General features: G+C 70.4%; 23 protein-coding genes, 1 pseudogene and 1 riboswitch. Of the genes and pseudogenes, 14 read left to right on the top strand and 10 right to left on the bottom strand.

Translation table 11 applies throughout. The features are described 5' to 3' along the window. The first annotated feature begins 1 nt into the window (after position 1). The gene (locus tag ACU6WZ_RS08025; protein WP_447032424.1) at positions 2-685 is read left to right on the top strand and encodes a TetR/AcrR family transcriptional regulator; all 684 of its coding nucleotides are present in this window, start codon (positions 2-4) and stop codon (positions 683-685) included. On the opposite strand, the gene ACU6WZ_RS08020 is transcribed toward ACU6WZ_RS08025, so the two are convergent. The 4 genes from ACU6WZ_RS08020 to ACU6WZ_RS08005 all read right to left on the bottom strand — a co-directional run bounded on the left by ACU6WZ_RS08020 (position 651) and on the right by ACU6WZ_RS08005 (position 4242). Further along, entirely contained in the window at positions 651-974 is a 324-nt protein-coding gene (locus ACU6WZ_RS08020) for a DMT family transporter (protein ID WP_447032423.1), read from the bottom strand. The two genes, ACU6WZ_RS08025 and ACU6WZ_RS08020, sit on opposite strands and share 35 nt — an antisense overlap. Positions 975-1067: 93 nt before the next feature. Beyond that, entirely contained in the window at positions 1068-2078 is a 1011-nt protein-coding gene (gene rsgA / locus ACU6WZ_RS08015; RefSeq protein WP_447032422.1) for a ribosome small subunit-dependent GTPase A, read from the bottom strand. Positions 2079-2090: 12 nt separating this feature from the next. Further along, complete coding sequence (gene aroA / locus ACU6WZ_RS08010) at positions 2091-3434, bottom strand: 3-phosphoshikimate 1-carboxyvinyltransferase (protein ID WP_447032421.1); 1344 nt, start codon at positions 3432-3434, stop codon at positions 2091-2093. Between the two features lie 94 nt (positions 3435-3528). Continuing rightward, positions 3529-4242 carry a M50 family metallopeptidase gene (locus ACU6WZ_RS08005; RefSeq protein WP_447032420.1) on the bottom strand — a complete coding sequence of 238 codons (714 nt, stop codon included), beginning with the start codon at positions 4240-4242 and terminating at the stop codon, positions 3529-3531. 49 nt (positions 4243-4291) lie between these two features. On the opposite strand from ACU6WZ_RS08005, the gene ACU6WZ_RS08000 reads away from it, so the two are divergent. The 9 genes from ACU6WZ_RS08000 to ACU6WZ_RS07960 all read left to right on the top strand — a co-directional run bounded on the left by ACU6WZ_RS08000 (position 4292) and on the right by ACU6WZ_RS07960 (position 12768). Beyond that, positions 4292-5107, top strand: a complete 816-nt coding sequence (locus ACU6WZ_RS08000; protein ID WP_447032419.1) for an SOS response-associated peptidase — start codon at positions 4292-4294, stop codon at positions 5105-5107. A gap of 25 nt (positions 5108-5132) precedes the next feature. Then, on the top strand, positions 5133-5765 hold the full coding sequence (locus tag ACU6WZ_RS07995; protein ID WP_447032418.1) for an alpha/beta hydrolase family protein: 633 nt from the start codon (positions 5133-5135) through the stop codon (positions 5763-5765). 259 nt (positions 5766-6024) lie between these two features. Next, positions 6025-6684 carry a sigma-70 family RNA polymerase sigma factor gene (locus ACU6WZ_RS07990; RefSeq protein WP_447033923.1) on the top strand — a complete coding sequence of 220 codons (660 nt, stop codon included), beginning with the start codon at positions 6025-6027 and terminating at the stop codon, positions 6682-6684. Next, positions 6681-7007, top strand: a complete 327-nt coding sequence (rsrA, locus tag ACU6WZ_RS07985; RefSeq protein WP_447032417.1) for a mycothiol system anti-sigma-R factor — start codon at positions 6681-6683, stop codon at positions 7005-7007. The genes ACU6WZ_RS07990 and rsrA overlap by 4 nt, the downstream gene beginning before the upstream one ends. 149 nt (positions 7008-7156) lie before the next feature. Then, a complete protein-coding gene (locus tag ACU6WZ_RS07980) occupies positions 7157-8572 on the top strand; it encodes an HD-GYP domain-containing protein (RefSeq protein WP_447032416.1) in 1416 nt (471 codons plus the stop codon). Positions 8573-8693: 121 nt separating this feature from the next. Next, entirely contained in the window at positions 8694-9983 is a 1290-nt protein-coding gene (locus ACU6WZ_RS07975; RefSeq protein WP_447033922.1) for an HD-GYP domain-containing protein, read from the top strand. A gap of 115 nt (positions 9984-10098) precedes the next feature. After that, positions 10099-11085 (top strand): tetratricopeptide repeat protein, encoded by a 987-nt coding sequence (locus ACU6WZ_RS07970; protein ID WP_447032415.1) that lies wholly within the window; start codon positions 10099-10101, stop codon positions 11083-11085. 91 nt (positions 11086-11176) lie between these two features. After that, complete coding sequence (gene def, locus ACU6WZ_RS07965; RefSeq protein WP_447032414.1) at positions 11177-11809, top strand: peptide deformylase; 633 nt, start codon at positions 11177-11179, stop codon at positions 11807-11809. Positions 11810-12027: 218 nt separating this feature from the next. Continuing rightward, positions 12028-12768, top strand: coding sequence for a D-Ala-D-Ala carboxypeptidase family metallohydrolase (locus ACU6WZ_RS07960; RefSeq protein WP_447032413.1), 741 nt, complete (start codon positions 12028-12030; stop codon positions 12766-12768). A 34-nt stretch (positions 12769-12802) separates the two neighbouring features. Here ACU6WZ_RS07960 and ACU6WZ_RS07955 read toward each other — a convergent pair whose 3' ends face one another. Then, entirely contained in the window at positions 12803-13771 is a 969-nt protein-coding gene (locus ACU6WZ_RS07955) for a helix-turn-helix domain-containing protein (protein ID WP_447032412.1), read from the bottom strand. Positions 13772-13852: 81 nt separating this feature from the next. On the opposite strand from ACU6WZ_RS07955, the gene ACU6WZ_RS07950 reads away from it, so the two are divergent. After that, complete coding sequence (locus tag ACU6WZ_RS07950) at positions 13853-14056, top strand: hypothetical protein (protein WP_447032411.1); 204 nt, start codon at positions 13853-13855, stop codon at positions 14054-14056. Positions 14057-14371: 315 nt separating this feature from the next. Here ACU6WZ_RS07950 and ACU6WZ_RS07945 read toward each other — a convergent pair whose 3' ends face one another. Together ACU6WZ_RS07945 and ACU6WZ_RS07940 are read right to left on the bottom strand one after the other, a co-directional pair. Then, positions 14372-15385, bottom strand: a complete 1014-nt coding sequence (locus ACU6WZ_RS07945) for a ribonucleotide-diphosphate reductase subunit beta (protein WP_447032410.1) — start codon at positions 15383-15385, stop codon at positions 14372-14374. Then, the gene (locus tag ACU6WZ_RS07940) at positions 15385-17811 is read right to left on the bottom strand and encodes a ribonucleoside-diphosphate reductase subunit alpha (RefSeq protein WP_447032409.1); all 2427 of its coding nucleotides are present in this window, start codon (positions 17809-17811) and stop codon (positions 15385-15387) included. The genes ACU6WZ_RS07945 and ACU6WZ_RS07940 overlap by 1 nt, the downstream gene beginning before the upstream one ends. Before the next feature lie 142 nt (positions 17812-17953). Then, positions 17954-18077, bottom strand: a riboswitch (cobalamin riboswitch). A gap of 113 nt (positions 18078-18190) precedes the next feature. Between ACU6WZ_RS07940 and ACU6WZ_RS07935 the strand changes: the two genes are divergently transcribed. Together ACU6WZ_RS07935 and ACU6WZ_RS07930 are read left to right on the top strand one after the other, a co-directional pair. Next, entirely contained in the window at positions 18191-18628 is a 438-nt protein-coding gene (locus ACU6WZ_RS07935; RefSeq protein WP_447032408.1) for a hypothetical protein, read from the top strand. Positions 18629-18768: 140 nt separating this feature from the next. Then, positions 18769-19134, top strand: a pseudogene (locus ACU6WZ_RS07930) (Uma2 family endonuclease); the annotation flags it as partial. 54 nt (positions 19135-19188) lie between these two features. On the opposite strand, the gene ACU6WZ_RS07925 reads toward ACU6WZ_RS07930, so the two are convergent. From ACU6WZ_RS07925 to ACU6WZ_RS07915, 3 genes are all read right to left on the bottom strand, one after another. Beyond that, positions 19189-19392, bottom strand: coding sequence for a YbdD/YjiX family protein (locus ACU6WZ_RS07925; protein WP_447032407.1), 204 nt, complete (start codon positions 19390-19392; stop codon positions 19189-19191). Further along, on the bottom strand, positions 19389-21611 hold the full coding sequence (locus ACU6WZ_RS07920) for a carbon starvation CstA family protein (RefSeq protein WP_447032406.1): 2223 nt from the start codon (positions 21609-21611) through the stop codon (positions 19389-19391). The genes ACU6WZ_RS07925 and ACU6WZ_RS07920 overlap by 4 nt, the downstream gene beginning before the upstream one ends. Before the next feature lie 382 nt (positions 21612-21993). Continuing rightward, a complete protein-coding gene (locus ACU6WZ_RS07915; RefSeq protein ID WP_447032405.1) occupies positions 21994-22761 on the bottom strand; it encodes a GntR family transcriptional regulator in 768 nt (255 codons plus the stop codon). A 284-nt stretch (positions 22762-23045) separates the two neighbouring features. On the opposite strand from ACU6WZ_RS07915, the gene ACU6WZ_RS07910 reads away from it, so the two are divergent. Beyond that, positions 23046-24332, top strand: coding sequence for an extracellular solute-binding protein (locus ACU6WZ_RS07910; protein ID WP_447032404.1), 1287 nt, complete (start codon positions 23046-23048; stop codon positions 24330-24332). The last annotated feature ends 103 nt before the right edge of the window (positions 24333-24435 follow it).

Here is a 24435-nt window from a genome sequence, read left to right as displayed (position 1 = left end):
AGTGGCCACCGCGCGAGAAGCCTTGTTGGAAGCTGCCTCCACCGCGCTCGCGGGCCGGCCGTGGCCCGGAGTGCGGATGGTTGACGTGGCCGCCGCGGCCGCGGTGTCCCGGCAGACCCTCTACAACGAGTTCGGCAGCAAGGACGGCCTCGCCCGCGCCCTGGTGCGCCGGGCGGCCGACGGCTATCTCGCGGGCGTGGACCGGGCCCTGACCGACCCGGCAGCGGGTTTCGACGACCGGCTGGTGTCCGTCGCCGAGTGGACCGTGGCCGCCGCCCGCAGCAACGCGCTCGTGCGCGCGCTGCTCACCGGCTGCTGGGGAGAGGATCTGCCCGCACCGCACCCGGCCCGGTTCGCCCTCGACATCGCGGTGTCACCGGTGCCGGCCCAGCGGCGCGCCGACGCCGGTGCGCCGGCCCCCGGCGAGCTGGCCGCCACCGTGTGCAGGCGGGCGCAGGCTGGGGCGCGTACGAGCGAGGAGGCCGCGGACCTCGGGCACCGCTGCGAGCTGGCGGTGCGCCTCGCGCTGTCGTACGTCGTCGCGCCCACCGGGTCCGGGGAGGATTTCGTACGGCTGCTGCACAGCGTCATCGGAGGCCGCGGCAGCGATGGCCGTGGCAGCGCCGGCGGCAACGGCGGCACGCGCGGGCTCAGCTGGCCGAGCCCGAGAGCTGGAGACCGATGACCCCGACGATCACCAGGGAGATCGAGACCAGTTTCAGCGTCGAAACGACGTCGTCCAGGAAGATCATCCCGTAGATGGCGGTGCCGGCTGCCCCGATGCCCGTCCACACCGCGTAGGCCGGGCCGACGTCTAGCTTGCGCAGCGCCAGGGTCAGCAGGCCGAAGCTGCCCAGCGCGAAGGCGCAGAAAGCCACCGTGGGCCACAGCCTTGTGAAGCCGTGGGACAGCTTCAGGCACACCGCGAAACCCGTCTCCAGCAGTCCTGCCACCACCACAAGCAGCCACGCCATGGTCGGTTCCTCCCGCGTCGGTGACTGCTTCGTCGCACTTGGTGCGATTATGCCCTTACCGGCGGTGGGTACGGGTAAACGCGGCGCGGCTGGTCAGTCGCCCTCGCGTCGCTCCCGGGTCGCGAGCAGCCGCCGCAGCGAATCCAGCCTGGTGGGGTCCGCGTGACCGTCGGCCGCCCACTGGTCGAGCGCGCACTCCGCCTCGTCGTGGCTGCAGCCCCGTGGGCACTGCTCCGTCCCCGGCTCCAGGTCGGGGAAGGCGAGGATCACCCGCGAGGGATCGACGTGATGCAGGCCGAAGGAGCGCACACCGGGGGTGTCGATCACCCAGCCCGGGGCGTCGGTGAGCGGCAGGGCGAGCGCCGACGTGGTGGTGTGCCGGCCGCGGCCGGTGACGGCGTTGACATGCCCGGTCGTACGCCGCCGCTCCTCCGGTACGAGGGTGTTGACCAGCGTCGTCTTCCCGACGCCGGAGTGCCCGACGAACGCCGTGACGTGATTGTCGAGGTGTTCGCGCACCAGCTCGGTCGCCGCCCCGCTCTCCAGCTCCTCGCGGCTGGTCACGATGTACGGCACCCCGAGCGGCCGGTAGGTCTCCAGCAGCGGCTCCGCCGACGCCAGGTCCGACTTGGTCAGCACCAGGAGGGGTGCGAGCCCCGCGTCGTACGCCGCCACCAGGCACCGGTCGATCATGCGCGGCCGCGGCTCGGGGTCGGCCAGAGCCGTGACGATCGCCAGCTGGTCGGCGTTGGCGACGACGACCCGCTCGAACGGGTCGTCGTCGTCGGCGGTCCGGCGCAGCACCGAGCCGCGCGGTTCGACCCGGACGATGCGGGCCAGGGTGTCCTTGTCGCCGGTCAGGTCGCCGACGATGGCGACCTTGTCGCCGACCACGACGGACTTGCGGCCCAGCTCGCGGGCCTTCATCGCGGTGACCGAACGGTCCTCGACGAGGCAGGTGATGCGGCCCCGGTCGACGGTCAGCACGAAGCCCTCGACCGCGTCCTCGTGCTTGGGGCGGGTGTGCGTGCGAGGCCGGTTGCCCTTGCGGTTCGGGCGGATCCGGATGTCGTCCTCGTCGGGGTTCTTGCCGTAGCGGCGCATGTCGTCGGCCCGTCAGTTTCCGTCGAGCATTGCGGTCCACATCTGCGGGAAGTCGGGCAGCGTCTTGGCGGTGGTCGCCACGTTCTCGATCTGTACGTCCTTCACCGCGAGCCCGAGCACCGCGCCGGCAGTCGCCATCCGGTGGTCGTCGTACGTGTGGAAGATCCCGCCGTGCAGCCGGCGGGGGCGGATGCGCAGGCCGTCCTCGGTCTCGGTGACATCGCCGCCCAGCGCGTTGATCTCCCGGGTGAGTGCCGCGAGCCGGTCGGTCTCGTGCAGCCGCAGATGTGCCACGCCGCGCAGCACGGACTCGGAGTCGGCCAGGGCGGCGACGGCCGCGATGCCGGGGGTCAGCTCACCGACGTCGCCCAGGTCGGCGTCGATGCCACGGACGGTGCCGGTGCCGGTGAAGGTCAGGCCCCGCTCGGTGAGTTCGCAGGAACCGCCCATCTCGGTGAAGATCTCACGCAGCGCGTCGCCGGGCTGCGTGGTGTGCTCCGGCCAGTCGGGGATGGTGACGCGGCCGCCGGTGATCAGGGCGGCGGCGAGGAACGGCTGGGCGTTGGACAGGTCGGGCTCGACGGTCAGGTCGCGGCCGAGCATGGCGCCGGGGGTGACCCGCCAGACGTTCGGCTCGCCGCCGGACTCCGGGGTGTCCACCTGCGCGCCCACAGCGCGCAGCATGTCGACGGTCATCCGGATGTGCGGCATGGAGGGCAGCACGGTTCCGGTGTGGCGTACCTCCACGCCCTGGTTGAAGCGCGGCGCGGACAGCAGGAGCGCGCTCACGAACTGCGAGGACGAGGACGCGTCGATCTCCACCGGCCCACCGTCCAGCGCGCCACCGCCGTGCACGGTGAGGGGGAGTGCGCCGCGGCCGTCGTCGTCGATACGGGCGCCCAGCGTGCGCAGCGCGCCGATGACGGCGCCGAGTGGGCGCTCGTACGAACGCGGGTCCCCGTCGAAACGCACCGGACCGTCGGCGAGGGCGGCCACCGGCGGCAGGAAGCGCATCACGGTGCCGGCGTTGCCGACGTCGACGGTGGCCGGGCCGTGCAGCCCGGCGGGGATCACGCGCCATGCCTCGCCCGTGACGCCCGCATCGTCCGTGGCGACGGAGCTGGACGAGACGGTTTCCTCGATGCCGACGCCCAGCGCGCGCAGCGCCTCGGCCATCAGCAGGGTGTCGCGGGAGCGCAGCGGCAGACGCAGCCAGCCGGGTTCGGCGGCGAGGGCGGCCAGGACGAGGCCACGGTTGGTGACCGATTTCGATCCGGGCACGGTGACGGTCGCGTCGACGGCTTCGCCCGCGCGCGGAGCGGGCCAGAGGGCGGGGTGCACGGTGCTTTCGGTCATGGCCTTCACTTTAGTGGTTGGCAGCGAATCCGGATCTTGATCAAATGCGGCGAAACCGGGGCGTAACCCAATGTTGCCGTGAGGTGGGTGTTGCTCAGAGCCCGAGCAGCCAGCGGCCGCCGCCGATCAGCGAGCAGAGTGAGACGGTGTGGAAGAGGAACAGCCACAGGGCCGGGGGTACGTGCGTCAGGCGTGAGAGCTGGTCTGCGTCGGAGTCGGGGGCCCCGCCGTGGCGGCGCTTGGACTGGAGCTCGAAGGCGGGACGGACACCACCCAGGAGCATGAACCAGACGGCGGCGTACGCGAAGACGGCCTGCACCTGCGCGGTCGTCAGCCAGGACACCAGGAGGAACGCGGCGCCAGTCACGATCACGGTCAGGGCGCCGTACGCGTTGCGGATCATCACCAGCATCATGAGCAGCAGGGCCGTCGCTATCCACAGGAACAGCGTGATGTGGTTCGCGGCGAGCAGCCAGGCGCCGCCGAGACCGAGGAGGGGCGGCGCGGTGTAGCCGGCGGCGGCGGTCAGGATCATGCCGACCCCGGTCGGCTTGCCCCGGCTGACAGTCAGGCCACTGGTGTCCGAGTGCAGGCGGATGCCGTCGAGACTGCGGCCCGTGAGCAGGGCGATCAGACCGTGGCCGCCCTCGTGGGCGATCGTGATGGCGTTGCGCGAAAGCCGCCACAGGACGTGCGGGACGACGACGGCGAGCGCGGGGAGCGCCGTGGCGATCACGAGCCACTGGTCGGGGTCGGGCTGCGTACCGAACACGCGGTCCCACAGGTCGCCGAAATGGGTGCTGTCCATTGTCCGGGCGGCTCCTTGAGGTCTGGGCAGTCGTGGCAGTGTGGCACTTATGTGCGGACGGTATGCAGCGAGCCGGAGGCCCGAGGACCTCGTCGGGCTCTTCGAGGTACAGAAGTGGGAGCCGGAGGAGGCGCTGGCCCCGGACTGGAACGTGGCTCCGACAAAGGAGGTCCACGTGGTTCTGGAGCGTCCGGTGAAGGACGCGGCGGACCGGCGTCCGGTTCGCCAGCTGCGGAAGCTGAAGTGGGGTCTCGTGCCCTCGTTCGCCAGGTCGCCCGAGGGCGGGGCGCGGATGATCAACGCGCGGGCGGAGACGGTGCACGAGAAGCCGTCGTTCCGGCGGCCGTTCGCCGCGCGGCGCTGCCTCGTTCCGGCCGACGGCTACTACGAGTGGGTCACCGGCGCCGACGAGCGGCAGCTGGAGGAGCAGGGGAGGAAGAAGCGGCCGCGCAAGCAGCCGTACTTCGTGACCCCGGCGGACGGCTCGGTCATGGCGTTGGCCGGGGTCTACGAGTTCTGGCGCGACGGGACGCTGCCCGACGACCACCCGCAGGCGTGGTGGGTGACGTGTTCGGTGATCACCACCGAGGCGGAGACGTCGCCGCTCGCGGTCGCCCCGGCCGCCGGGCCCGGGGCGCTTGCCGACATCCACCCCCGGATGCCGCTGATGCTCACGCCGGACCGGTGGGACGCCTGGCTGGATCCGGCGCGTACGGATGTGGAGGACGTACGGCCCCTGCTGGCGCCGCCGCCGCCCGGGCTCATGCGGGCCTACCCGGTGGGCACCGCGGTGAGCAACGTCCGCAACAACGGGCCCGAACTGCTGGAGGAACTGGCGGCGCCGGAGGAGGAGACGCTGTTCTGACGCCTCGGCGTGCAGGATGGGGCGCGTGACGCAGAGCGAGATCGTGGAGACGGAAGCCGGCCCGGCGCGCATCACCTGGGCCGGGCCGGAGCAGGCGCGGATCGTGCTGGCCGTGAGCCACGGCGCCGGCGCTGGCATCGGTGCACGGGACCTCCAGGGGCTCGCCGCCGCGCTGCCCGCGCGCGGGGTCACTGTCGCTCTGGTCGAGCAGCCCTGGCGGGTGGCGGGGAAGAAGGTGGCCCCGGCGCCGAAGACCCTGGACGCCGGCTGGCGCGGAGTCTGGCCGGCGCTGGAGAAGCCGGGGCTGCCGGTCATCTCGGGCGGACGCAGCGCGGGGGCGCGCGTCGCGTGCCGTACGGCGCGCGAACTCGGTGCGCACGCCGTGCTGGCGCTGAGCTTCCCGCTGCACCCCCCGGGCAGGCCCGAGAAGTCCCGCGCGCGCGAGCTGCTGGACGCCGGGGTCCCCACTCTGGTCGTACAGGGCGCGAACGATCCCTTCGGGAAGCCCGCGGAGTTCCCCGGCGGGGCGTACGACCTCGTGGAGGTGGCGTACGGCGATCACGGTTTCGCTGTGCCGAAGAAGGCCGGGATCTCCGAGGAACAGGTGGTCGAAGTGATCACGGGCGCGGTCGGACGCTGGATCGACGGGCTGGCGTGACGGTGCCGTGGTGACGCGGGAATGCCGAGCGCCGGACGGCTGTTGTCGCAGGCGTCGACATACGCAGCATGTACGTGGAGAGGGAGTCCGTCGCATGGGTTCGACCATCTGCCCGCGCCGCTCGAACACCGCTGACCTGGAATGGACGGTGCTCACCGCGGCCAAGACCGCCACCCGTCGGGCGGCGGCCGGGTCGGATCGTCGTCTATCCTCCGATTCGAGCGGGTCCGCATTCGGTCCCGACACGGCGTTGGAGGAGGTGGGTCCGGTCACTGGGACCGACACAGGGACCGACGACGGCCAGGCGGCGGACGAGACGACCGCCGAGCGCAACGCGCGTTTCGAGCGCGACGCGCTGGGCTTCCTCGACCAGATGTACTCGGCCGCGCTGCGTATGACGCGTAATCCGGCCGACGCGGAGGACCTGGTGCAGGAGACGTACGCCAAGGCGTACGGGTCCTTCCACCAGTTCCGTGAGGGTACGAACCTCAAGGCGTGGCTCTACCGCATTCTGACGAACACCTTCATCAACACGTACCGCAAGAAGCAGCGCGAACCCCAGCGCAGCGGCGCCGAGGAGATCGAGGACTGGCAGCTCGCGCGCGCCGAGTCGCACATGTCGACCGGTCTGCGCTCCGCGGAGTCGCAGGCGCTCGACCACCTGCCCGACTCGGACGTCAAGTCCGCGTTGCAGGCGATCCCCGAGGAGTTCCGCATCGCGGTCTATCTCGCGGACGTGGAGGGCTTTGCGTACAAGGAGATCGCGGACATCATGGGAACACCCATCGGTACGGTCATGTCCCGGCTGCACCGGGGCCGCCGTCAATTGCGCGGCATGCTGGAGGACTACGCGCGTGAGCGCGGGCTCGTCCCGGCGGGCGCCGGAGAGCCGAACGACCGGAAGGGCTCTGGCTCATGAGCTGCGGAGAGCCGCACGAGACGGACTGCTCGGAAGTCCTGGACCATCTTTACGAGTTCCTCGACCACGAGATGCCGGACAGTGACTGCACCAAGTTCGAGGTCCACTTCGAGGAGTGCTCCCCGTGCCTGGAGAAGTACGGCCTGGAGCAGGCCGTGAAGAAGCTGGTGAAGCGCTGCTGCGGCAGCGACGACGTACCGGCCGATCTGCGGGCCAAGGTCATGGGGCGCATCGATCTGATCCGCTCGGGGCAGGCCGTGCCCGACCAGGACGTGACGGCGACGACCACCGCCGACCTTCCGGCCGGCGCCAAGGAGGCGTAGCCGCCCCGTGGGGTGAGGCAGGCTGTGTGAGGTTTGGCCGATTATCACTCGAAGGTGCTAATCGGCTACTTCGCCGCCTCTCGCTTCGCTCAACTCGCTAGCCTGGCGCACTCATTGTCGGGTGACCCGGGACAGCAGGAGCGAGGCTGGTGAGAGCCCTACCCCTACCGGCGCGGACGTACATCCTGTGTGCGCTGCTCGCGGCCCTCTGTTGTGCGCTCCCAGCTCTGCGGGCCGGCGCCGGAGTCTCCTGGGGCATCGCCGCCCAGCTTGCCGCGCTCTACGCGGCCTGCGAACTGCTCGGCCGGCGGCCGTTTCTCGTCAGCGCGGTACGGGTGGGCTCCGGCTCCTTCTTCCCCGTGTTGTTCGCCGCCGTACTCCTGCTGCCGCCCCCGGCCGCCGCGCTCGTCGCCGTGCCCGCCGCGCTCGTCGGCCATGTCGAGCGGGGCCCGCACGTGGTGCGACGGGTGTGGCGGGCCGCCCAGCTCGCACTCGCCGCCTGCGCCGCCGCGCACGTCTGCACCTTGCTGGACGGGCGTGCGGCGCTGGGCGGCGGCGCAGGCGGTGGAGGCGGGGGCGGTGGGGTGGCGGCGCCCGATTTTCCGTACGCGCTGCTGCCCGCCGGGGCCGCCGTCCTCGCTTTCTGCCTGGTCCTGACCACACTGGACGGTGGCATCCTCGCCACCGCCGAACGGCTGCCGCCGCGCACCGCGTTCCGCGGCCTGCTGCTGCGCTCGCTGGCCCCGCACTGTGTGCAGGGGCTCGCCGGGCTGATGATGGCCGTCCTGTGGCGCAGCGCGTACGGGGCGGCCGCCGCGCTGTTCGTGCTGCTGCCCGTGTACATCTCCTGCTGGGTCTTCGCGCAGTACCACCGTGAGCGGGCCGCCCACCAGGCGACCATCCGGGCCCTGGTACAGGCCGTCGACATCAAGGACCGGTACACGCGCGGGCACAGCGAGCGGGTCGGCCGCGCGTCCGTGATGATCGCCCGCGAACTCGGCATGGCCGAGGACCGCGTCGAGGCCCTGCGTTTCGCCGGGATCCTGCACGACGTCGGCAAGCTCGGCGTGCCGACGCGGCTGCTGCGCAAGGACGGGCCGCTGACGCCCGAGGAGCGGCGCGTCATCGAGCTGCACCCGGAGTACGGGCACGAGATGGTGCGGGGCATCGGCTTCCTCGGGGAGGCGCGGTCCGCGATCCTGCACCATCACGAGCGGCTCGACGGAAGCGGCTATCCCTATGGACTCGCGGGTGACCGGATCCCGGAGTTCGCGCGGGTCGTCGCCGTGGCGGACGCCTTCGACGCGATGACGTCCACCCGGTCCTACCGGCGGGCGCGGCCGGTCGACGCGGCGGTGCGCGAGCTGGAGCGGTGCGCGGGGACGCAGCTCGATCCGCGGATGGTGGCGGCGATGGTGAGGGCCTTGTCGCGGCACGGGTGGCGTCAGGCGGCCGTGACGGCGGACGAGGAGCAGGCCCCGGTTCCTCGGGCGGATCGTGACCCGGTCGCGGCCGCGGTCGCCGCCGCCGTCTCGCGGTCGCGGGTGGTGGGGGGTCCCCCGTGAGGAGCGCGGCTGGGGCAAGCCCCAGACCCTGGACGCCGGACGGGCTGGATATCGCCGCTCGCGGCACCGTTCAGCCCCACCGCGCAGCGGTCCGCGCGCCGGCGGCGGGGCGCGCGGCATGATGAGCCGGGGCGGGGTGGGGCCGCCGGCGCCGGCCGTCGCCCTCGTGTACGGCGCCTCCGCCGCGCTCACTGTGTACGCCCTCGCCCACACCCTCTGGCACGGCGTCACCGAACCCCGCGTTGCCCTCGCCTTCGCCGGCCTTGTCGCCGTCGGCGAACTCGCCCGATGGGGCGTGCGGGGCAGCGCCGCCGCGACGGCCACCGGGCGCGAGCCCGCCCCGCTCGGTGCCGCGGGCGCCCTCGCCTACGCCCTGCTCGGGCATAACGCCGGGCAGCCCACCACCCACGGTGTCCTCCAGGTCGTCGCCGTCGTCGTCGCGGCCGCCCTCACCGGCGCTGCCCCGCACCTCGCCACCGGTCACCGGCCCGCCTTCGACCACGTCGCCCGCCGCGTCCTCACCGTCGCCTTCGCCGCCGTCTGTTTCCAGCCGCTTTACAACTCCGGCCTGTGGGGACAGCGGATCGGCCACGGCCCGTACCACGCCGTCTTCCTGCTTCTGCTACTCGTGCTGACCGCGCTGTGCGACGCCGTACTCGCAGCCGCCGTGGCCCGGGCGCGTACGGGCCATCCGTACGGGCCGCTGCTCCGCGACGAGCTGCGGGCGCTGCCCGGCATCGGGTCGGCCGTCTGTGCCACCGGGATCGTCATGGCGCTCGGGGTCGCCGTGGCCGGGCTGTGGGCGCTTCCGGTGTTCTGTGTGCCGCTGCTGCTCACCCAGCTGTCGTTCCGCCGCTACGCCGCCGTCCGTGCGACGTACCGCCAGACCATCGCCTCGCTGGCCCGCGCGACCGAGATCGCCGGCTGCACGGCTCCCGGTCACTCGCGGCGGGTGGCCGAGCTCAGCCGGGCCGTCGGGCGTGAGCTGGGGCTGTCGGAGCCCGATCTGACTGTGCTGGAGTACGCCGCCCTGATGCACGACATCGGGCAGCTGTCCCTCGTCGACCCGGTCCCGGCCGGGGCCACCGCCTCGCTGGCGCCCGCTGAGCAGCGCCGTATCGCCCTGCTGAGCGGTGCCGTCGTGCGCCAGAGCGGGGTGCCCGTCGCCGTCGCCGTGGTCGTGGAGCGGCAGGCGGACCCGTACCGGGAGCAGCCGCTGTCCGCCCGGATCGTCCGCACCGTCAACGCATACGACGATTTCACCGGGGAAAGCGGTGGGGGGCTGGGCGGACCGCTCGCCGCCCTGGAACAGCTGCGCCTGGGCACCGGCCGCGACTATCAGAGCGAGGTCGTGGAATCTCTGGCGCGTGTCCTGTCCCGAGGCGGTCTGACCCCCTCCCCACCTGGGTAACCCATGGGTAATGAGCGGCCCTGTGACCCGGCATGGTTGGATGCGAAGAAGAGGAAGACGAGGGTGTCCGGGGGCACTGACCTTCAGCGACCGGCAGGCGGGACAGGCGGGAATCGTGAAGATCTTCGGGAAGGTACGGCATCGGCCATCCGCCTCGTGGCGGCAGGCCACCGACCGCGCGTTCACGCTGATCGGCGACGGTCGGTACGAGGATGCGGGGGCGCTGCTGACGCGCGCGGCGGACCTCGAACCCTGGCTGTCCGAGTCCTGGTTCAACCTCGCGCTGCTGCACAAGTTCCGGCACGACTGGGAGCAGGCCAGGTCCGCCGGCCTGCGCGCCGTCGCGCTCCTGGACCGGGAGACCGGCGCCCCCGACTGGTGGAACGTCGGCATCGCCGCCACCGCCCTCCAGGACTGGCCGCTGGCCCGCCGTGCCTGGCAGGCGTACGGCCTGAAGGTGCCGGGCGAGCCGACGGAGAGCGGTGAGCCGCTGGGCATGGAGCTGGGCAGCGCCGCCGTGCGTCTGTCGCCGGAGGGCGAGGCAGAGGTGGTGTGGGGCCGCAGGCTCGACCCGGCCCGGATGGAGGTCCTGTCGATTCCGCTGCCGTCGTCCGGGCGGCGCTGGGGCGAGGTCGTCCTGCACGACGGTGTGCCGCACGGCGAGCGGGTGACCGCCGCCGGCCCGTCCTTCCCGGTCTTCGACGAGATCGAGCTGTGGGCGCCGTCACCCGTCCCCACCTGGGTGGTGCTGCTGGAGGCCGCGACCGAGGCCGACCGGGACGCCCTGGAGCGGCTGGCCGCCGACGCGGGCTTCGCGGCCGAGGACTGGTCGTCGTCCGTACGGCTGCTCTGCCGGTCCTGCTCCGAGTCGCAGATGCCGAGCGACGAGGGCGACGGCGAGCACCTCGACCCGCACGACCACAGCGAGCCGGGTCACCCCGGCCCGCTCGGCCACCGCACGGCCGGAGCCGGGGAACTGTGGCTTCCCGAGCGCGAGTGCGGCCTCGCGGCGCCCGCCGGGCTGGTGCGAGGGCTGCTCGACGGATGGGTGGCCGACAGCCCGGACAGCCGTGAGTGGCGGGATCTCGAAGAAGTCTGCTGACCGGGCCCCGTAGGCTGTACCGGCATCCGACTCGGTAATTCCGGGTTCTGGGTTTCGGGTTTCTCGGCTTTGAGGAAGGCGTACGGCGGACATGTCGCAGCAGGAGACGGACCAGCAGGTCATCAACGACGGGTTCGTCGTGGACACGGAGAACACGGACGAGCGCGAGCAGGCCCACCGCGAACGCGGCACCGCCCGCCCCATCACCGTCGTGGGGAACCCCGTCCTCCACAAGGAGTGCAAAGACGTCACGGAGTTCGACGACAAGCTCGCCGCTCTCGTCGACGACATGTTCGCCAGCCAGCGGGCCGCCGAGGGGGTCGGTCTCGCCGCCAACCAGATCGGTGTCGACCTCAAGGTCTTCGTCTACGACTGCATGGACGACGACGGCGTGCGCCACGTCGGCGTGGTCTGCAACCCCGTCCTGGAGGAGCTGCCGCAGGACCAGCGCAACCTCGACGAGGCCAACGAGGGCTGCCTGTCCGTTCCGACGGCGTACGCCGAACTGGGCCGCCCCGACTACGCGGTGGTGCACGGCCGGGACGCCGAGGGCAACGCGATCAAGGTCCGCGGCAGCGGCTACTTCGCGCGGTGCCTCCAGCACGAGACGGACCACCTGTACGGCTACCTGTACATCGACCGCCTCACCAAGCGCGACCGCAAGGACGCGCTGAAGCAGATGGCGGAGGGCACGGCGCGTTACGAGACCGTGCCGAACGACTGAGCGGCCTGTACCGCTGACGGCCTGTACGGCTGACCGTCCCCTACGACTGATTTCGCGTACGCCCCCGGAGAGGGCCCGCAACCGGTTCGCCGGTTCGGGTCCTCTTCGCGTTCACGCCGCCATTGGTTGGACAAATGGCCCTGGTCGCGACCCTGTTGACGCGGCTCGCCGGGCCCGACAGTCTCGGGTGTACCCCCGCTCCTCGGTATGGAGGTCCGATGCTCCGACGTACGACGAGAACCGTGCTCAGCATTGTCATGCTCATGGTTGCCGCCTTGGCCGGTACGGTCGCCACCGCCGGCCCTGCGCAGGCCGACGGCTGCTACACCTGGTCCCGCACCCTCTCCCAGGGCGCGAACGGCGCCGACGTCACCCAGCTCCAGATACGACTCGGCGGCTACCCCGGATACGGCTCGGTCCTGGCCGTCGACGGCGACTACGGACCGGCGACGACCGCCGCCGTGCAGCGCTTCCAGTCCGCGTACGGACTCAGCTCCGACGGCGTCGCCGGATCCGCCGTGTTCAGCAAGCTCTACGATCTCCAGGACGACGACTGCACGCCCATCCACTTCACCTATGGCGAGCTCAACAACTGCAACACCTCCTGGGCGGGCGGGGCGGTGAGCGCGTCCACCGCGAAGTCCAACGCCCTGCGCACCATGTGGAAGCTGGAGGCGCTGCGGCACGCGCTGGGCGACCAGCCGATCAGGGTCACCAGCGGCTTCCGCTCGCATGCCTGCAACGACGCGGTCGGCGGTGCGTCGAGCAGCCGCCACCTGTACGGCGACGCGGCGGACCTCGGCGTCAGTCCGCACTCCCTGTGCACCCTGGCCAAGCAGGCCCGTAACCACGGCTTCAACGGCATCCTCGGCCCGGGCTACCCCGGCCACAGCGACCACACGCACCTGGACCACCGCTCCAGCCGCTTCTGGTCGGCGTCCAGCTGCGGCGTCTCCTGACGCACGCGCATCGTTCCGGGGACCGGCACGGTCGCTACGCGGCCAGTGCCGGTCCCCGGAACGTTCGCCGGTAGGCATTGGGCGTGGTCCCCAGTGACCGTACGAACTGATGACGCAGCGCCGCCGCGTTCCCGAATCCGGCGCGGCCGGCGATCGTGTCCACGGTGTCGTCCGTTGCTTCCAGCAGTTCCTGCGCGAGCAGCACCCGCTGCCGCAGCAGCCAGCGGTAGGGCGTCGTGCCGGTCTCCTGGAGGAAGCGCCGCGCGAACGTCCGCGGCGACATGTGGGCCCGCTCGGCGAGCTGTTCCACGGTCTGCTCCTGGTCCAGGTGCCGCTCCATCCAGGCCAGCACCTCACCCACCGTGTCACAGCGCGCGTGGGCGAGGGGGCGCTGGATGTACTGCGCCTGGCCGCCGTCGCGGTGCGGAGGGACCACCATGCGGCGGGCGATGGTGTTGGCCACCTCCGGCCCGTGTTCCTCACGTACGAGATGCAGGCAGGCGTCGATCCCGGCGGCGGTGCCCGCCGAGGTGACGACCGAGCCCTCGTCGACGTACAGCACATCGGGTTCGACCCGCGCGCGCGGGTAGCGGCGGGCCAGCTCCGCCGCGTGCCGCCAGTGGGTCGTGCACCTGCGCCCGTCCAGCAGCCCCGCGGCGCCGAGTACGAACGCCCCCGAGCAGACGCTCAGCACGCGGGCGCCGCGGTCCACGGCCCGGCGCAGCGCGTCGAGCATCGGCTCCGGGTAGACGCGGGCCTCGCAGTGCTGGTCGGCCGGGATGCCGATGAGATCGGCGCTCTCCAGCCGGTCGAGACCGTGCGGTACGGAGATGGAGAACGCGCCGGAGCGGGCGGCGAGCGGGCCCGGTTCCATGGCGCACACGGCGAAGTCGTACACCGGGAGCCCCTGATCGCTCCGGTCGATGCCGAACACTTCGCACAGGACGCCGAGTTCGAAGGGGTTGACGCCGTCGACCAGGGCCACGGCCACATTCTTCAGCATGGGGCCAGTATGGCAGTAATTCGATGTTCCATGACAGTCCTGCCACTGACTTTTTCAGGCCGGGGCGACCACAGTGAAGCCATGGAAACCTTCACGAACTACCTCGCGGTCATCGTCGTCTTCGTCCTCCTCACCCTCCCGTCCTTCATCGGTCACGCCAGGGACCGCCGGATCGACCGGCAACTCCGTGAGGCTGAGAACCCCCGCCCGCGCCCGACCGGCACGGTGCGCAGCGCGTCCGGCCGGCGGCCGGCGACGCGGTCCGTGGCGACGAGCGGCTGCTAGCGTCCGCTGGCCCTCCGTACCCGGTTACGCCGCGCCCCCGGCCGCCGGCGCGACGACGCCGGCAGCCGGGTACGGCTTCCAGTGGCCCTCTCGGCAAGCTTTGCCCCGTCGCGTCGTCCAGCACGCACGCTCGCCGCGTTGACCGAAAGCCCTGGTAGCTCCTTCCCCAAGCGCTCGACTTCGTTCGAGCAGGGGGGACCCCATCCAAGGGCTTCCGGCCGCCTTGCGATCGCACGCACTGGACGACGCTCCTTGTGGGGCAAACATTGCCGGTCGCGGCACTAGCGCCGCGAGGGGCACTAGAGTCGCCGTCTTCTAGAAGTCGTCGTCGAAGGCGACCGAACCCTCGACCGCGACCTGGTAGGCCGACGGGCGGCGCTCGAAGAAGTTCGTCAGCTCCTGGACGCCCTGAAGCTCCATGAACGAGAACGGGTTCTGTGAGCCGTACACCGCGGGGAAACCGAGGCGCTCCAGGCGCTGGTCGGCGACGCACTGGAGGTACTCGCGCATCGACTCGGTGTTCATGCCGGGCAGACCCTCACCGCAAAGGTCGCGGCCGAACTGCAGCTCCGCCTCCACCGCCTCCCTCAGCATGTCGGTGACCTGCTGCTGGAGAGCCTCGTCGAACAGCTCGGGCTCCTCCTTGCGGACGGTGTCCACGACCTCGAACGCGAAGTTCATGTGCATCGTCTCGTCGCGGAACACCCAGTTGGTGCCGGTCGCCAGGCCGTGCAGCAGGCCCCGGGAACGGAACCAGTAGACGTACGCGAACGCTCCGTAGAAGAACAGCCCCTCGATGCAGGCCGCGAAGCAGATCAGGTTGAGCAGGAAACGGCGGCGGTCGGCCTTCGACTCCAGGCGGTCGATCTTCTCGACCGAGTCCATCCACTTGAAGCAGAACTGGGCCTTCTCGCGGATCGACGGGATCTCCTCGACCGCGTCGAACGCCGCCGCCCGGTCGTCCGGGTTGGGGAGATAGGTGTCGAGCAGCGTCAAGTAGAACTGGACGTGCACGGCCTCCTCGAAGAGCTGGCGCGAGAGATACAGGCGCGCCTCGGGGGAGTTGATGTGCTTGTAGAGGGTCAGCACCAGGTTGTTGGAGACGATCGAGTCGCCCGTCGCGAAGAACGCGACCAGCCGTCCGATCATGTGCTGCTCACCGGGTGAGAGCTTGGCGAGGTCGGTGACGTCGGAGTGGAGATCGACTTCCTCGACGGTCCAGGTGTTCTTGATCGCGTCCCGGTAGCGCTCGTAGAAGTCCGGATAGCGCATGGGACGCAGCGTCAGCTCGAAGCCCGGGTCGAGCAGGTTCTTGTCGGTGGAACTCATTACTGGCAGGCCTCGCAGGACTCGGGGTTTTCAAGGGAGCAGGCGATCGCGTCCGCGTCGGGAGTGACGGAAGTGACGGGAGCGACGGCGGGCGCTGCGGGGGCCTGCTGTACGGGGATGGTCGCGCCCGCCGACGCGCCGGAGCCGGCCGCGCGCGCGATGCGGGTGGCGGGGCGCGAGCGCAGGTAGTACGTCGTCTTGAGCCCCTTCTTCCAGGCGTAGGCGTACATCGAGCTGAGCTTCCCGATGGTCGGCGTCTCCAGGAAGAGGTTCAGCGACTGGGACTGGTCGAGGTACGGCGTGCGGGCGGCGGCCATGTCGATCAGGCCGCGCTGCGGGATCTCCCACGCCGTGCGGTACAGCGCCCGTACTTCCTGGGGGATCCAGCTGAAGCCCTGCACCGAGCCGCTCGCCTCGCGCAGCGCCTCGCGGGACTGGGCGTCCCAGACGCCGAGCTTCTTCAGGTCCTCCACCAGATAGGCGTTGACCTGCAGGAACTCACCGCTGAGCGTCTCGCGCTTGAAGAGGTTGGAGACCTGCGGCTCGATGCACTCGTACACGCCCGCGATGGACGCGATGGTCGCCGTCGGCGCGATCGCGAGCAGCAGGGAGTTGCGCATGCCGGTCCTGGCGATACGGGCGCGCAGCGCGTCCCACCGCTCCGGCCAGCTGACCTCGACGCCGTAGTGGTCGGGGTGCAGGACGCCGCGGGCCGCGCGGGTCTTCTCCCAGGCGGGCAGCGGGCCTTCGGCCTCGGCGAGGGCGCAGGACGCCTCGTAGGCGGCGAGCATGATGCGCTCGGCGATCTTCGTGGACAGGTCGCGGGCCTCGGCAGAGTCGAAGGGCAGCCGCAGTTTGAAGAAGACGTCCTGGAGGCCCATCGCGCCCAGGCCCACCGGGCGCCACTTGGCGTTCGAGCGGCCGGCCTGCTCGGTCGGGTAGAAGTTGATGTCGACGACCCGGTCGAGGAAGGTGACCGCGGTACGGACGGTCTCGTCCAGGCGCTCCCAGTCGATTTCGCCGTTCCCGAGAACGAACGCACCGAGGTTGACGGAACCGAGGTTGCAGACAGCCGTCTCGCCGTCGTCCGTGACCTCCAGGATCTCGGTGCAGAGGTTGGAGGAGTGAACCACGGAGCCCGGCTCCGCCGTTTGGTTCGCCGTACGGTTCGACGCGTCCTTGAAGGTCATCCAGCCGTTGCCGGTCTGCGCCAGGGTGCGCATCATCCGACCGTAGAGCTGGCGCGCGGGAATCGTCGTACGGGCCAGCCCGTCCGCCTCCGCCTTGCGGTACGCCGTGTCGAAGGCGTCGCCCCACAGGTCGACCAGCTCGGGCACGTCGGAGGGCGAGAACAGCGACCAGTCGGCGTCCGCGTCGACGCGGCGCATGAACTCGTCGGGGATCCAGTGCGCGAGGTTCAGGTTGTGCGTACGCCGCGCCTCCTCGCCCGTGTTGTCGCGCAGCTCCAGGAACTCCTCGATGTCCGCGTGCCAGGTCTCCAGGTAGACGCAGGCCGCGCCCTTGCGCCGGCCGCCCTGGTTGACGGCGGCCACCGACGAGTCGAGCGTGCGCAGGAACGGCACGATGCCGTTGGAGTGGCCGTTCGTGCCCCGGATCAGCGAGCCCCGGGCGCGGATGCGTGAGTACGAGAGTCCGATGCCACCCGCGTGCTTGGAGAGGCGGGCGACCTCGTGGTAGCGGCCGTAGATCGAGTCGAGCTCGTCGAGCGGCGAGTCCAGCAGGTAGCAGGAGGACATCTGGGGGTGGCGCGTACCGGAGTTGAAGAGCGTCGGCGACGACGGGAGGTAGTCGAGGCGGCTCATCAGCCGGTACAGCGCGGCGACCTCGTCGGCGGCCGTGGCGGAGTCGTCCTTGGCCAGGCCCGAGGCGACGCGGAGCATGAAGTGCTGCGGCGTCTCGATGACCTGACGCGTGATGGGGTGGCGCAGGAGGTAGCGGCTGTAGACCGTGCGCAGGCCGAAATAGCCGAACCGGTCGTCACCGGAGGCGTCGATCAGCGCGTCCAGGCGGGCCGCGTGGGCGGCCACGAAGCCGGCTGTGTGGTCGGCGATCAGGCCCTCGCGGTGCCCGACGGCGACCGAGTCGGAGAAGGTACGCACGCCCTGTGTCGCCGCCTCGTCGCGGATCGTACGAGCCAGGAGGCGGGCCGCGAGCCGGGAGTACGCCGGGTCCTCGGAGATCAGGCCGGCGGCGGCGTCGGTCGCCAGCCCCCGCAACTCCGCCGCGTCGGAAGCGGCGTTGCGGCCGCGCAGGGCGGCCGCGGCGACTCGGCCGGGGTCGGTGTCGGGGAGGTCGGCGGTGAGGTCGGTGAGGGTCCGCAGCAGTACGGTGCCGGGACCGCCCGACGGCTCGGCCGCCTCCGTCGAATCCGTGGCAGTTGCCGGATCGGCTGGCGCGATGGTCACGGGGTGCTCTCCTCGCTCGGCTCGGGGCCGGCGGGGGGAGAGGGGGACGTACGGGCACACCTCGCCCCTTGGGGGGCGGCACACCGCGTCGCATCCATCGGCCCAACCGCGAGGCCCGGACGTGTCGGTATCCGATTCGGTCGAATCGGATACGCCGTCGGCAGGTCCTCGGACTCCGGGGTGCGCAAAAGCGCACCGATCACACCGTTGCGGGACAGTTCCGGATTCGCACCGGATTCCCCTGCGGCGACAGCGAGGTTGAGCATACATGTGGGGGCGGTTGGATGATGCAGCCCCCACATGTTGTGTCGCGCGGGAAGAGTGACTGCCGCTGTCACAGCGCTCCGCTATCGTCGTGAACACAAAGGAGGTACGCCCCATGACAGCGATCACCGACCGGCCCCACCTGCTCCCCGAAGAGTTCGACGAGGCCACCCGCATACTGGCCCGCACGACTGAGGGCGTGCGGCTGGAGCTCATCGACGGGAGGCTGAGGAGCAGGGTCGTGCCGGACGGGGACCACGGGCGGATCATCGAGTGGCTGACGCGTATCTGTCTGCAGTCGCAGCCCGAGCTGTGGCTCTATCCCGATCAGGGGTTCACAACTGCTGGGCGAGCACATGGTTTTAGCGAACATGAACACGATGGGGTGGACGGTGTGACGTTCTGCGGGTGTGTCCGGTGGGGGGTGCGTGACGTTCTCGGTGCGATCTGGGACGCGGGGTGTGGCGTCAGCAGTCGGGGCCCCCGTTTCACCAGAGAGATGGCTCGGGGCCTCCCCGTCGCCTCTGGTCACACCCACATGGCCAGGTCGTAGGGATTCCGCCCGCCCGGGACGGACCGCATACACGATATGCGTCGCCACCCGGGACGCGAAAGCGGAGGACCAGTGCGCCCAAGACCGTTCGGGGCGTGCCGGCGAGACAGGACTCACTCCTGCTCACCGCCCAGGAACGGTTGAAGGTGCAGGCGTACCGGAAGGGCCGCACCCGGCCTGACGGTTCGCTCGCGCCCAGCGGCGCCTTCGTCGGCCAGGGCGACTGGGCCGATCCAGATTCCGTGCTGATGGTTGTCGAGGTCACGTCTTACGACACCGACACCGACCAGCGCGACCGGATGGCAAAGCCGCGTGCCTACGCCGAGACCGGCATTCCGGTCTACCTGCTGATCGACCGTGATACCTGCGAGGCGACCGTCTACAGCGAGCCCGACGGCGTCCGGTACGAGAACGCGCGCACCGTCCCCTTCGGGAAGCCCCTGGCGCTGCCGGGCCCGGTGGAAATCACGCTGGAAACCGAAGCACTGAAGGAGTGGGTGCGCTGACGGCGACGGGCCGCCGCACCCCGAAGGGGACGCGGCGGCCCGTGCGTGCGGCTCTCAGCAGCAGCGGAAGCCCTCGCGGGGGTCTGCCTCTCGGGCGTCTGTGCGGCTGCGTTCGAAGTCGCGGCGGGTCATCACCGAAGCACCGGGGTCGTGCGACCTCGCGTGCGCCACGTAGCGGTCGTACGCCGCCTCGCCGGTCAGCTCGCGGACGTACCAGCGGATCCGGCCGACCGCCCGGCGTACATCCGGCCCGGTCATTCCGGCTTCCCCGCTCCGACCTGGGCGCCTTCCTTGCGGACGCCGCCCTCGGAGCCGACGCCGGCTGCGACCAGCTCGGCCTTCTCCTCCTTGGTGGCGATGATCGACGCGGGTGCGACGATCTTGGACTCGACGTACTCGGACTCGTGGAGCTCCACGCTCTGCGGGTCGCGGACCGCCTTGACGCACACGCGGGCCGCGTCGACGAGCACCACCACGATCAGGATCGCGAAGAGCGCGCACAGCACGCCGTCGACCGTGGAGTTGGTGACGACGGTCCGCATGTCGTCCATGGACTTGGCGGGCGGCAGGACCTGGCCCGCGTCGATGCCCGTCTGGTACTTGTCGCGCTGGGCGAAGAAGCCGACCCTCACGTCGTCCGAGAAGATCTTCTGCCAGCTCGCGGTGAGCGTGACCGCCGCGTCCCAGGCGAGCGGGATCGCGGTGACCCAGGCCCACTTCAGGCGGCCGGACTTGACGAGCAGCGTGGTGCAGACGGCGAGCGCGACGGCCGCCAGCAGCTGGTTGGCGATGCCGAACAGCGGGAAGAGCTGGTTGATGCCGCCGAGCGGGTCGTGCACGCCGACCCACAGGAAGTAGCCCCAGCCGCCGACGACGACCGCGCTGGCGAACCAGACGCCCGGCTTCCAGCTGACCTGGCGGAACGGCTTGTAGACGTTGCCCAGCATGTCCTGAAGCATGAAGCGCCCGACGCGGGTGCCGGCGTCCACCGTGGTGAGGATGAACAGCGCCTCGAACATGATCGCGAAGTGGTACCAGAACGCCTTCAGGCCGGCGCCGCCGATCACCGCGGAGAAGATCTCCGCCATGCCGAGCGCGAACGTCGGCGCGCCACCGGTGCGCGACAGCAGGCTCTGCTCCTCGACGTCCTTGGCCGCCTGGGTCAGTGCCTCGGGGGAGATGGAGAAGCCGAGGTTGGTGACGGCCTCCGACGCGGCCTGGACGTTGTCGCCGATCACACCGGCGGGCGAGTTGATCGCGAAGTACAGGCCGGGGTCGATGATGCAGGCGGTGATCATCGCCATGATCGCGACGAACGACTCGGTCAGCATGGCGCCATAACCGATCATCCGGATCTGCGTCTCCTTCTGGACCATCTTCGGGGTGGTTCCCGAGGAGACCAGGGCGTGGAAGCCGGAGAGCGCGCCGCAGGCGATGGTAATGAAGACGAACGGGAACATCGAGCCGGCGAAGACCGGTCCGGCGCCGCTGGTCGCGAAGTCGGTGACCGCGGGCATCTTCATCGTCGGCAGGGCGATGAATACACCGACGGCGAGCAGTGCGATCGTGCCGACCTTCATGAAGGTCGAGAGGTAGTCACGCGGCGCCAGCAGCAGCCACACGGGCAGTACGGAGGCGAGGAAGCCGTACACGATCATCCAGATGACGAGCGTGCCCGGCTCCAGCGTGAACGTGTCGGCCCACGACGACTCCGCGACCCAGCCGCCTGAGACGATGGCGAGCAGCAGCAGCGCGACGCCGATGGCCGACACCTCGCTGACCCTGCCGGGACGCAGTACGCGCAGGTAGACGCCCATGAAGAGGGCGATCGGGATCGTCATGCCGATGGAGAAGACGCCCCACGGCGAGTGCGCGAGCGCGTTCACGATGACCAGGGCGAGCACCGCGAGCAGGATGATCATGATGGCGAACACGGCGACGAGGGCCGCCGCACCGCCGAACGGGCCGATCTCGTCCCGCGCCATCTGGCCGAGCGAACGGCCGTTGCGGCGCGTGGAGAAGAACAGCGTGACCATGTCCTGGACGGCGCCGGCGAAGATGACGCCGACGATGATCCATATGGTGCCGGGCAAGTAGCCCATCTGCGCCGCGAGTACGGGTCCGACCAGGGGTCCGGCGCCCGCGACGGCGGCGAAGTGGTGCCCGAACAGGACGCGGCGGTCGGTCGGGTGGAAGTCGACACCGTTGTCGAGCCGCTCGGCGGGTGTGGCGCGGTTCTTGTCGACCTTCAGGACGCGGTGCGCGATGAACCGCGAGTAGAAGCGGTACGCGATGGCGTACGAACCGAGGGCTGCCGCCAGCATCCAGGCGGCGGAGATCTCTTCCCCGCGCGACAGGGCGAGTACGGACCATCCGATGGCGCTGACGAGGGCTACCGAGCCCCAGATTGCGATGGACTTCGGGGACAACGCTCCCCGTCGTCCCTGTTCCTGCGCTGGTGCTGGCGATTCCGGCATGACGATCCGTCCCCTCGCGCGATCTTTCTCGTAACGTGCGCGAAATCTAGGTGCTGTGACCGCCGTCCGTAACCCCCTGTCCGCATATCGGTACGGACACGGCACGACCACCGCAGGTCAGGGCCGTACCATCCCGCTGACGATTAGTTAGCCGAGCACCCAAATCGCCGCGCCGACTCGGACCGCCGACTAGTCCGTCGGCCGCCTCAGTCCGTCGGCCGCTTCAAGTTCGCCACGCTGTGCTGTCCCGGGGGCAACCCCCGGACCCCCGGCCGCCCGTGGCTCGCCGCCGCCTCAGTCCGTCGGCCGCTTCAAGTTCGCCACGCTGTGCTGTCCCGGGGGCAACCCCCGGACCCCCGGCCGCCCGTGGCTCGCCGCCGCCTCAGTCCGTCGGCCGCTTCAAGTTCGCCACGAACTTGTAGCGGTCGCCGCGGTACACCGACCGCACCCACTCCACCGGCTCGCCGTTCCTGTCGATCGAGTGGCGGGAGAGCATCAGCATCGGCAGACCCACGTCCGTGCCCAGCAGCCCCGCCTCGCGCGGGGTGGCGAGCGACGTCTCGATGGTCTCCTCGGCCTCGGCCAGGCGTACGTCGTACACCTCGGCCAGCGCCGTGTAGAGGGAGGTGTACTTGACCAGCGAGCGACGCAGCGCAGGGAAGCGCTTCGCCGACAGGTGCGTGGTCTCGATCGCCATCGGCTCGCCGCTCGCGAGCCGCAGCCGCTCGATCCGCAGAACCCGTCCGCCGGTCGTGATGTCGAGCAGCCCGGCGAGGGTGTCGTCGGCCGTGACGTAACCGATGTCGAGGAGCTGCGAGGTGGGCTCCAGGCCCTGTGCCCGCATGTCCTCGGTGTACGAGGTGAGTTGCAGCGCCTGGGAGACCTTCGGCTTGGCCACGAAGGTGCCCTTGCCCTGGATGCGCTCCAGCCGACCCTCGACGACGAGCTCCTGGAGGGCCTGGCGCACAGTCGTACGCGAGGTGTCGAACTCGGCGGCCAGCGTCCGCTCCGGCGGTACGGGGGTGCCCGGCGGCAGGGTTTCGGTCATCTCCAGCAAATGCCGCTTGAGCCGGTAGTACTTGGGCACGCGCGCGGTACGGGTCGCCGCCGCTCCGCCCTCGGCTTCCGTGCCGCCCCCGTCCGTGGCCATGGCCCGCCTTCCCGACTTCTGTGCTGTTGCCGTCACCGGCTCCTCCGACTGTCGCGGCTCACATGGTGGCACGGCCTTGTCGCGGGTCGTCGCCCTTACTCAGGTGTCGGTCCGATAACGGACGCGAGAGCCCTTCTTATACACCCTTGACACCCCTAAAGGTCTAGGCCAAGCTCCCGGTACTGGTCTAAACCATTAAAGACCAGAACCCGGCCCCGGGCAGTACATCGGCGTAAGTCTTGGCGGTGGGCAGGGGGTTGCAGGCATCCCTGAGGAGTGATGGCGTGAAGCGCAAGCTCATCGCGGCGATAGGCGTCGCGGGCATGATGGTCAGCATTGCCGCGTGCGGTTCGGACGACGGCGGAGGCAAGAGCAACGCCTCCGGCGGAGCGAAGTCGGTCACGGTGTGGGTGATGGACGGCTCGGCTCCCGACGAGTGGATGGCCGGCGTCAACAAGGAGTTCAAGGCCAAGCACCCGGGCGTCAAGGTCAAGGTCGAGAAGCAGCAGTGGAACGGCATCCAGGAGAAGCTCACCACCGCGCTCTCCGAGGACACCCCGCCGGACGTCGTGGAACTCGGTAACACACAGACCGCCGGCTACGCCGTGACCGGCGGGCTCGCTGACCTCTCCGATGACAAGGCCGACTTGGGCTACGACGGCTGGAACAAGGGGATGATCCCTTCCGCCGAGCTCGACGGCAAGCTCTACGCCGCTCCGTGGTACGCCGCGAACCGTGCGGTCATCTACGACAAGAAGATCTTCAAGAAGGCCGGTGTCAAGCCGCCGACGACACGCGACGAGTGGGTCGCCGGGCTTGAGAAGATCAAGAAGTCGGACAGCAAGATCCAGCCGCTCTACCTCCCGGGGCAGAGCTGGTACGTCTACGCAGGACTCGTCTGGGACGAGGGCGGCGACCTGGCGGCGGCGGACGGCGACAAGTGGAAGGGCACTCTGTCGACCCCGCAGGCCGCGTCGGCGATGAACTTCTACAAGAAGCTGCAGTCGTTCTCCACTGCCCCCAAGGACAAGGACGAGGCGACGCCGCAGCAGTCCACCGACATCGTTCCCAAGGGCGGCGTCGCGTCCTGGATCGGCCTCGGCTGGGAGGCCGGCGGTGCGATCGCCGCCATCGAGAAGGCAGGGGACAAGGCCGACTTCGGCTACTTCCCGATCCCGGGCAAGACTGCCGACAAGCCGGGCAGCGTCTTCCTCGGTGGCTCCAACCTCGCCGTCACCGAGCGCTCCCAGAACAAGGACCTCGCCAAGGAGTGGCTGGCGCTCGCCGCAGGCAAGGACCAGATGACGAAGTACGCCGAGGCCACGGCCGGCGCGCTGCTTCCGAACAACGACGCCGCGCAGTTCAAGCCCGAAGCCGGTTCCTTCGCCGAGGCCATGGCGCAGTCCGCCTCCGTCGGCAAGGTCACCCCGGTCACGCCGGGCTGGGCGAACGTCGAGACCGAGCCGAACCCGATCAAGGACTACATGACGAAGGTCCTGAAGGGTGAGGACCCGAAGAAGGCCGGCGAAGCGGCCGACAAGGTCATCACCGAGCGCGTCAACCAGCAGTAGTCGCACCCGGTCGTGCGGCCGGCGGCCATCCCGTCGCCGGCCGCGCCGCCAGGTCATGCCGTTACGGCGGTCCCGGGTGGGCCGCAGGCCCGCCCGGTGCGGG

The sequence above is a fragment of the Streptomyces hypolithicus genome (assembly GCF_052934925.1).
The sequence above is the reverse complement of the archived record's forward strand: the minus strand, read 5'-3'. Positions and strand labels throughout refer to the sequence as shown.

Bases quoted from the DNA above. Each gene is read 5' to 3' on its own strand.
- ACU6WZ_RS08020 (WP_447032423.1), bottom strand. From the start codon at position 974: ATGGCGTGGCTGCTTGTGGTGGTGGCAGGACTGCTGGAGACGGGTTTC.
- rsgA (WP_447032422.1), bottom strand. From the start codon at position 2,078: ATGCGCCGCTACGGCAAGAACCCCGACGAGGACGACATCCGGATCCGC.
- aroA (WP_447032421.1), bottom strand. From the start codon at position 3,434: ATGACCGAAAGCACCGTGCACCCCGCCCTCTGGCCCGCTCCGCGCGCG.
- ACU6WZ_RS08005 (WP_447032420.1), bottom strand. From the start codon at position 4,242: ATGGACAGCACCCATTTCGGCGACCTGTGGGACCGCGTGTTCGGTACG.
- ACU6WZ_RS08000 (WP_447032419.1), top strand. From the start codon at position 4,292: ATGTGCGGACGGTATGCAGCGAGCCGGAGGCCCGAGGACCTCGTCGGG.
- rsrA (WP_447032417.1), top strand. From the start codon at position 6,681: ATGAGCTGCGGAGAGCCGCACGAGACGGACTGCTCGGAAGTCCTGGAC.
- ACU6WZ_RS07975 (WP_447033922.1), top strand. From the start codon at position 8,694: ATGAGCCGGGGCGGGGTGGGGCCGCCGGCGCCGGCCGTCGCCCTCGTG.
- def (WP_447032414.1), top strand. From the start codon at position 11,177: ATGTCGCAGCAGGAGACGGACCAGCAGGTCATCAACGACGGGTTCGTC.
- ACU6WZ_RS07960 (WP_447032413.1), top strand. From the start codon at position 12,028: ATGCTCCGACGTACGACGAGAACCGTGCTCAGCATTGTCATGCTCATG.
- ACU6WZ_RS07955 (WP_447032412.1), bottom strand. From the start codon at position 13,771: ATGCTGAAGAATGTGGCCGTGGCCCTGGTCGACGGCGTCAACCCCTTC.
- ACU6WZ_RS07950 (WP_447032411.1), top strand. From the start codon at position 13,853: ATGGAAACCTTCACGAACTACCTCGCGGTCATCGTCGTCTTCGTCCTC.
- ACU6WZ_RS07945 (WP_447032410.1), bottom strand. From the start codon at position 15,385: ATGAGTTCCACCGACAAGAACCTGCTCGACCCGGGCTTCGAGCTGACG.
- ACU6WZ_RS07935 (WP_447032408.1), top strand. From the start codon at position 18,191: ATGACAGCGATCACCGACCGGCCCCACCTGCTCCCCGAAGAGTTCGAC.
- ACU6WZ_RS07925 (WP_447032407.1), bottom strand. From the start codon at position 19,392: ATGACCGGGCCGGATGTACGCCGGGCGGTCGGCCGGATCCGCTGGTAC.
- ACU6WZ_RS07920 (WP_447032406.1), bottom strand. From the start codon at position 21,611: ATGCCGGAATCGCCAGCACCAGCGCAGGAACAGGGACGACGGGGAGCG.
- ACU6WZ_RS07915 (WP_447032405.1), bottom strand. From the start codon at position 22,761: ATGGCCACGGACGGGGGCGGCACGGAAGCCGAGGGCGGAGCGGCGGCG.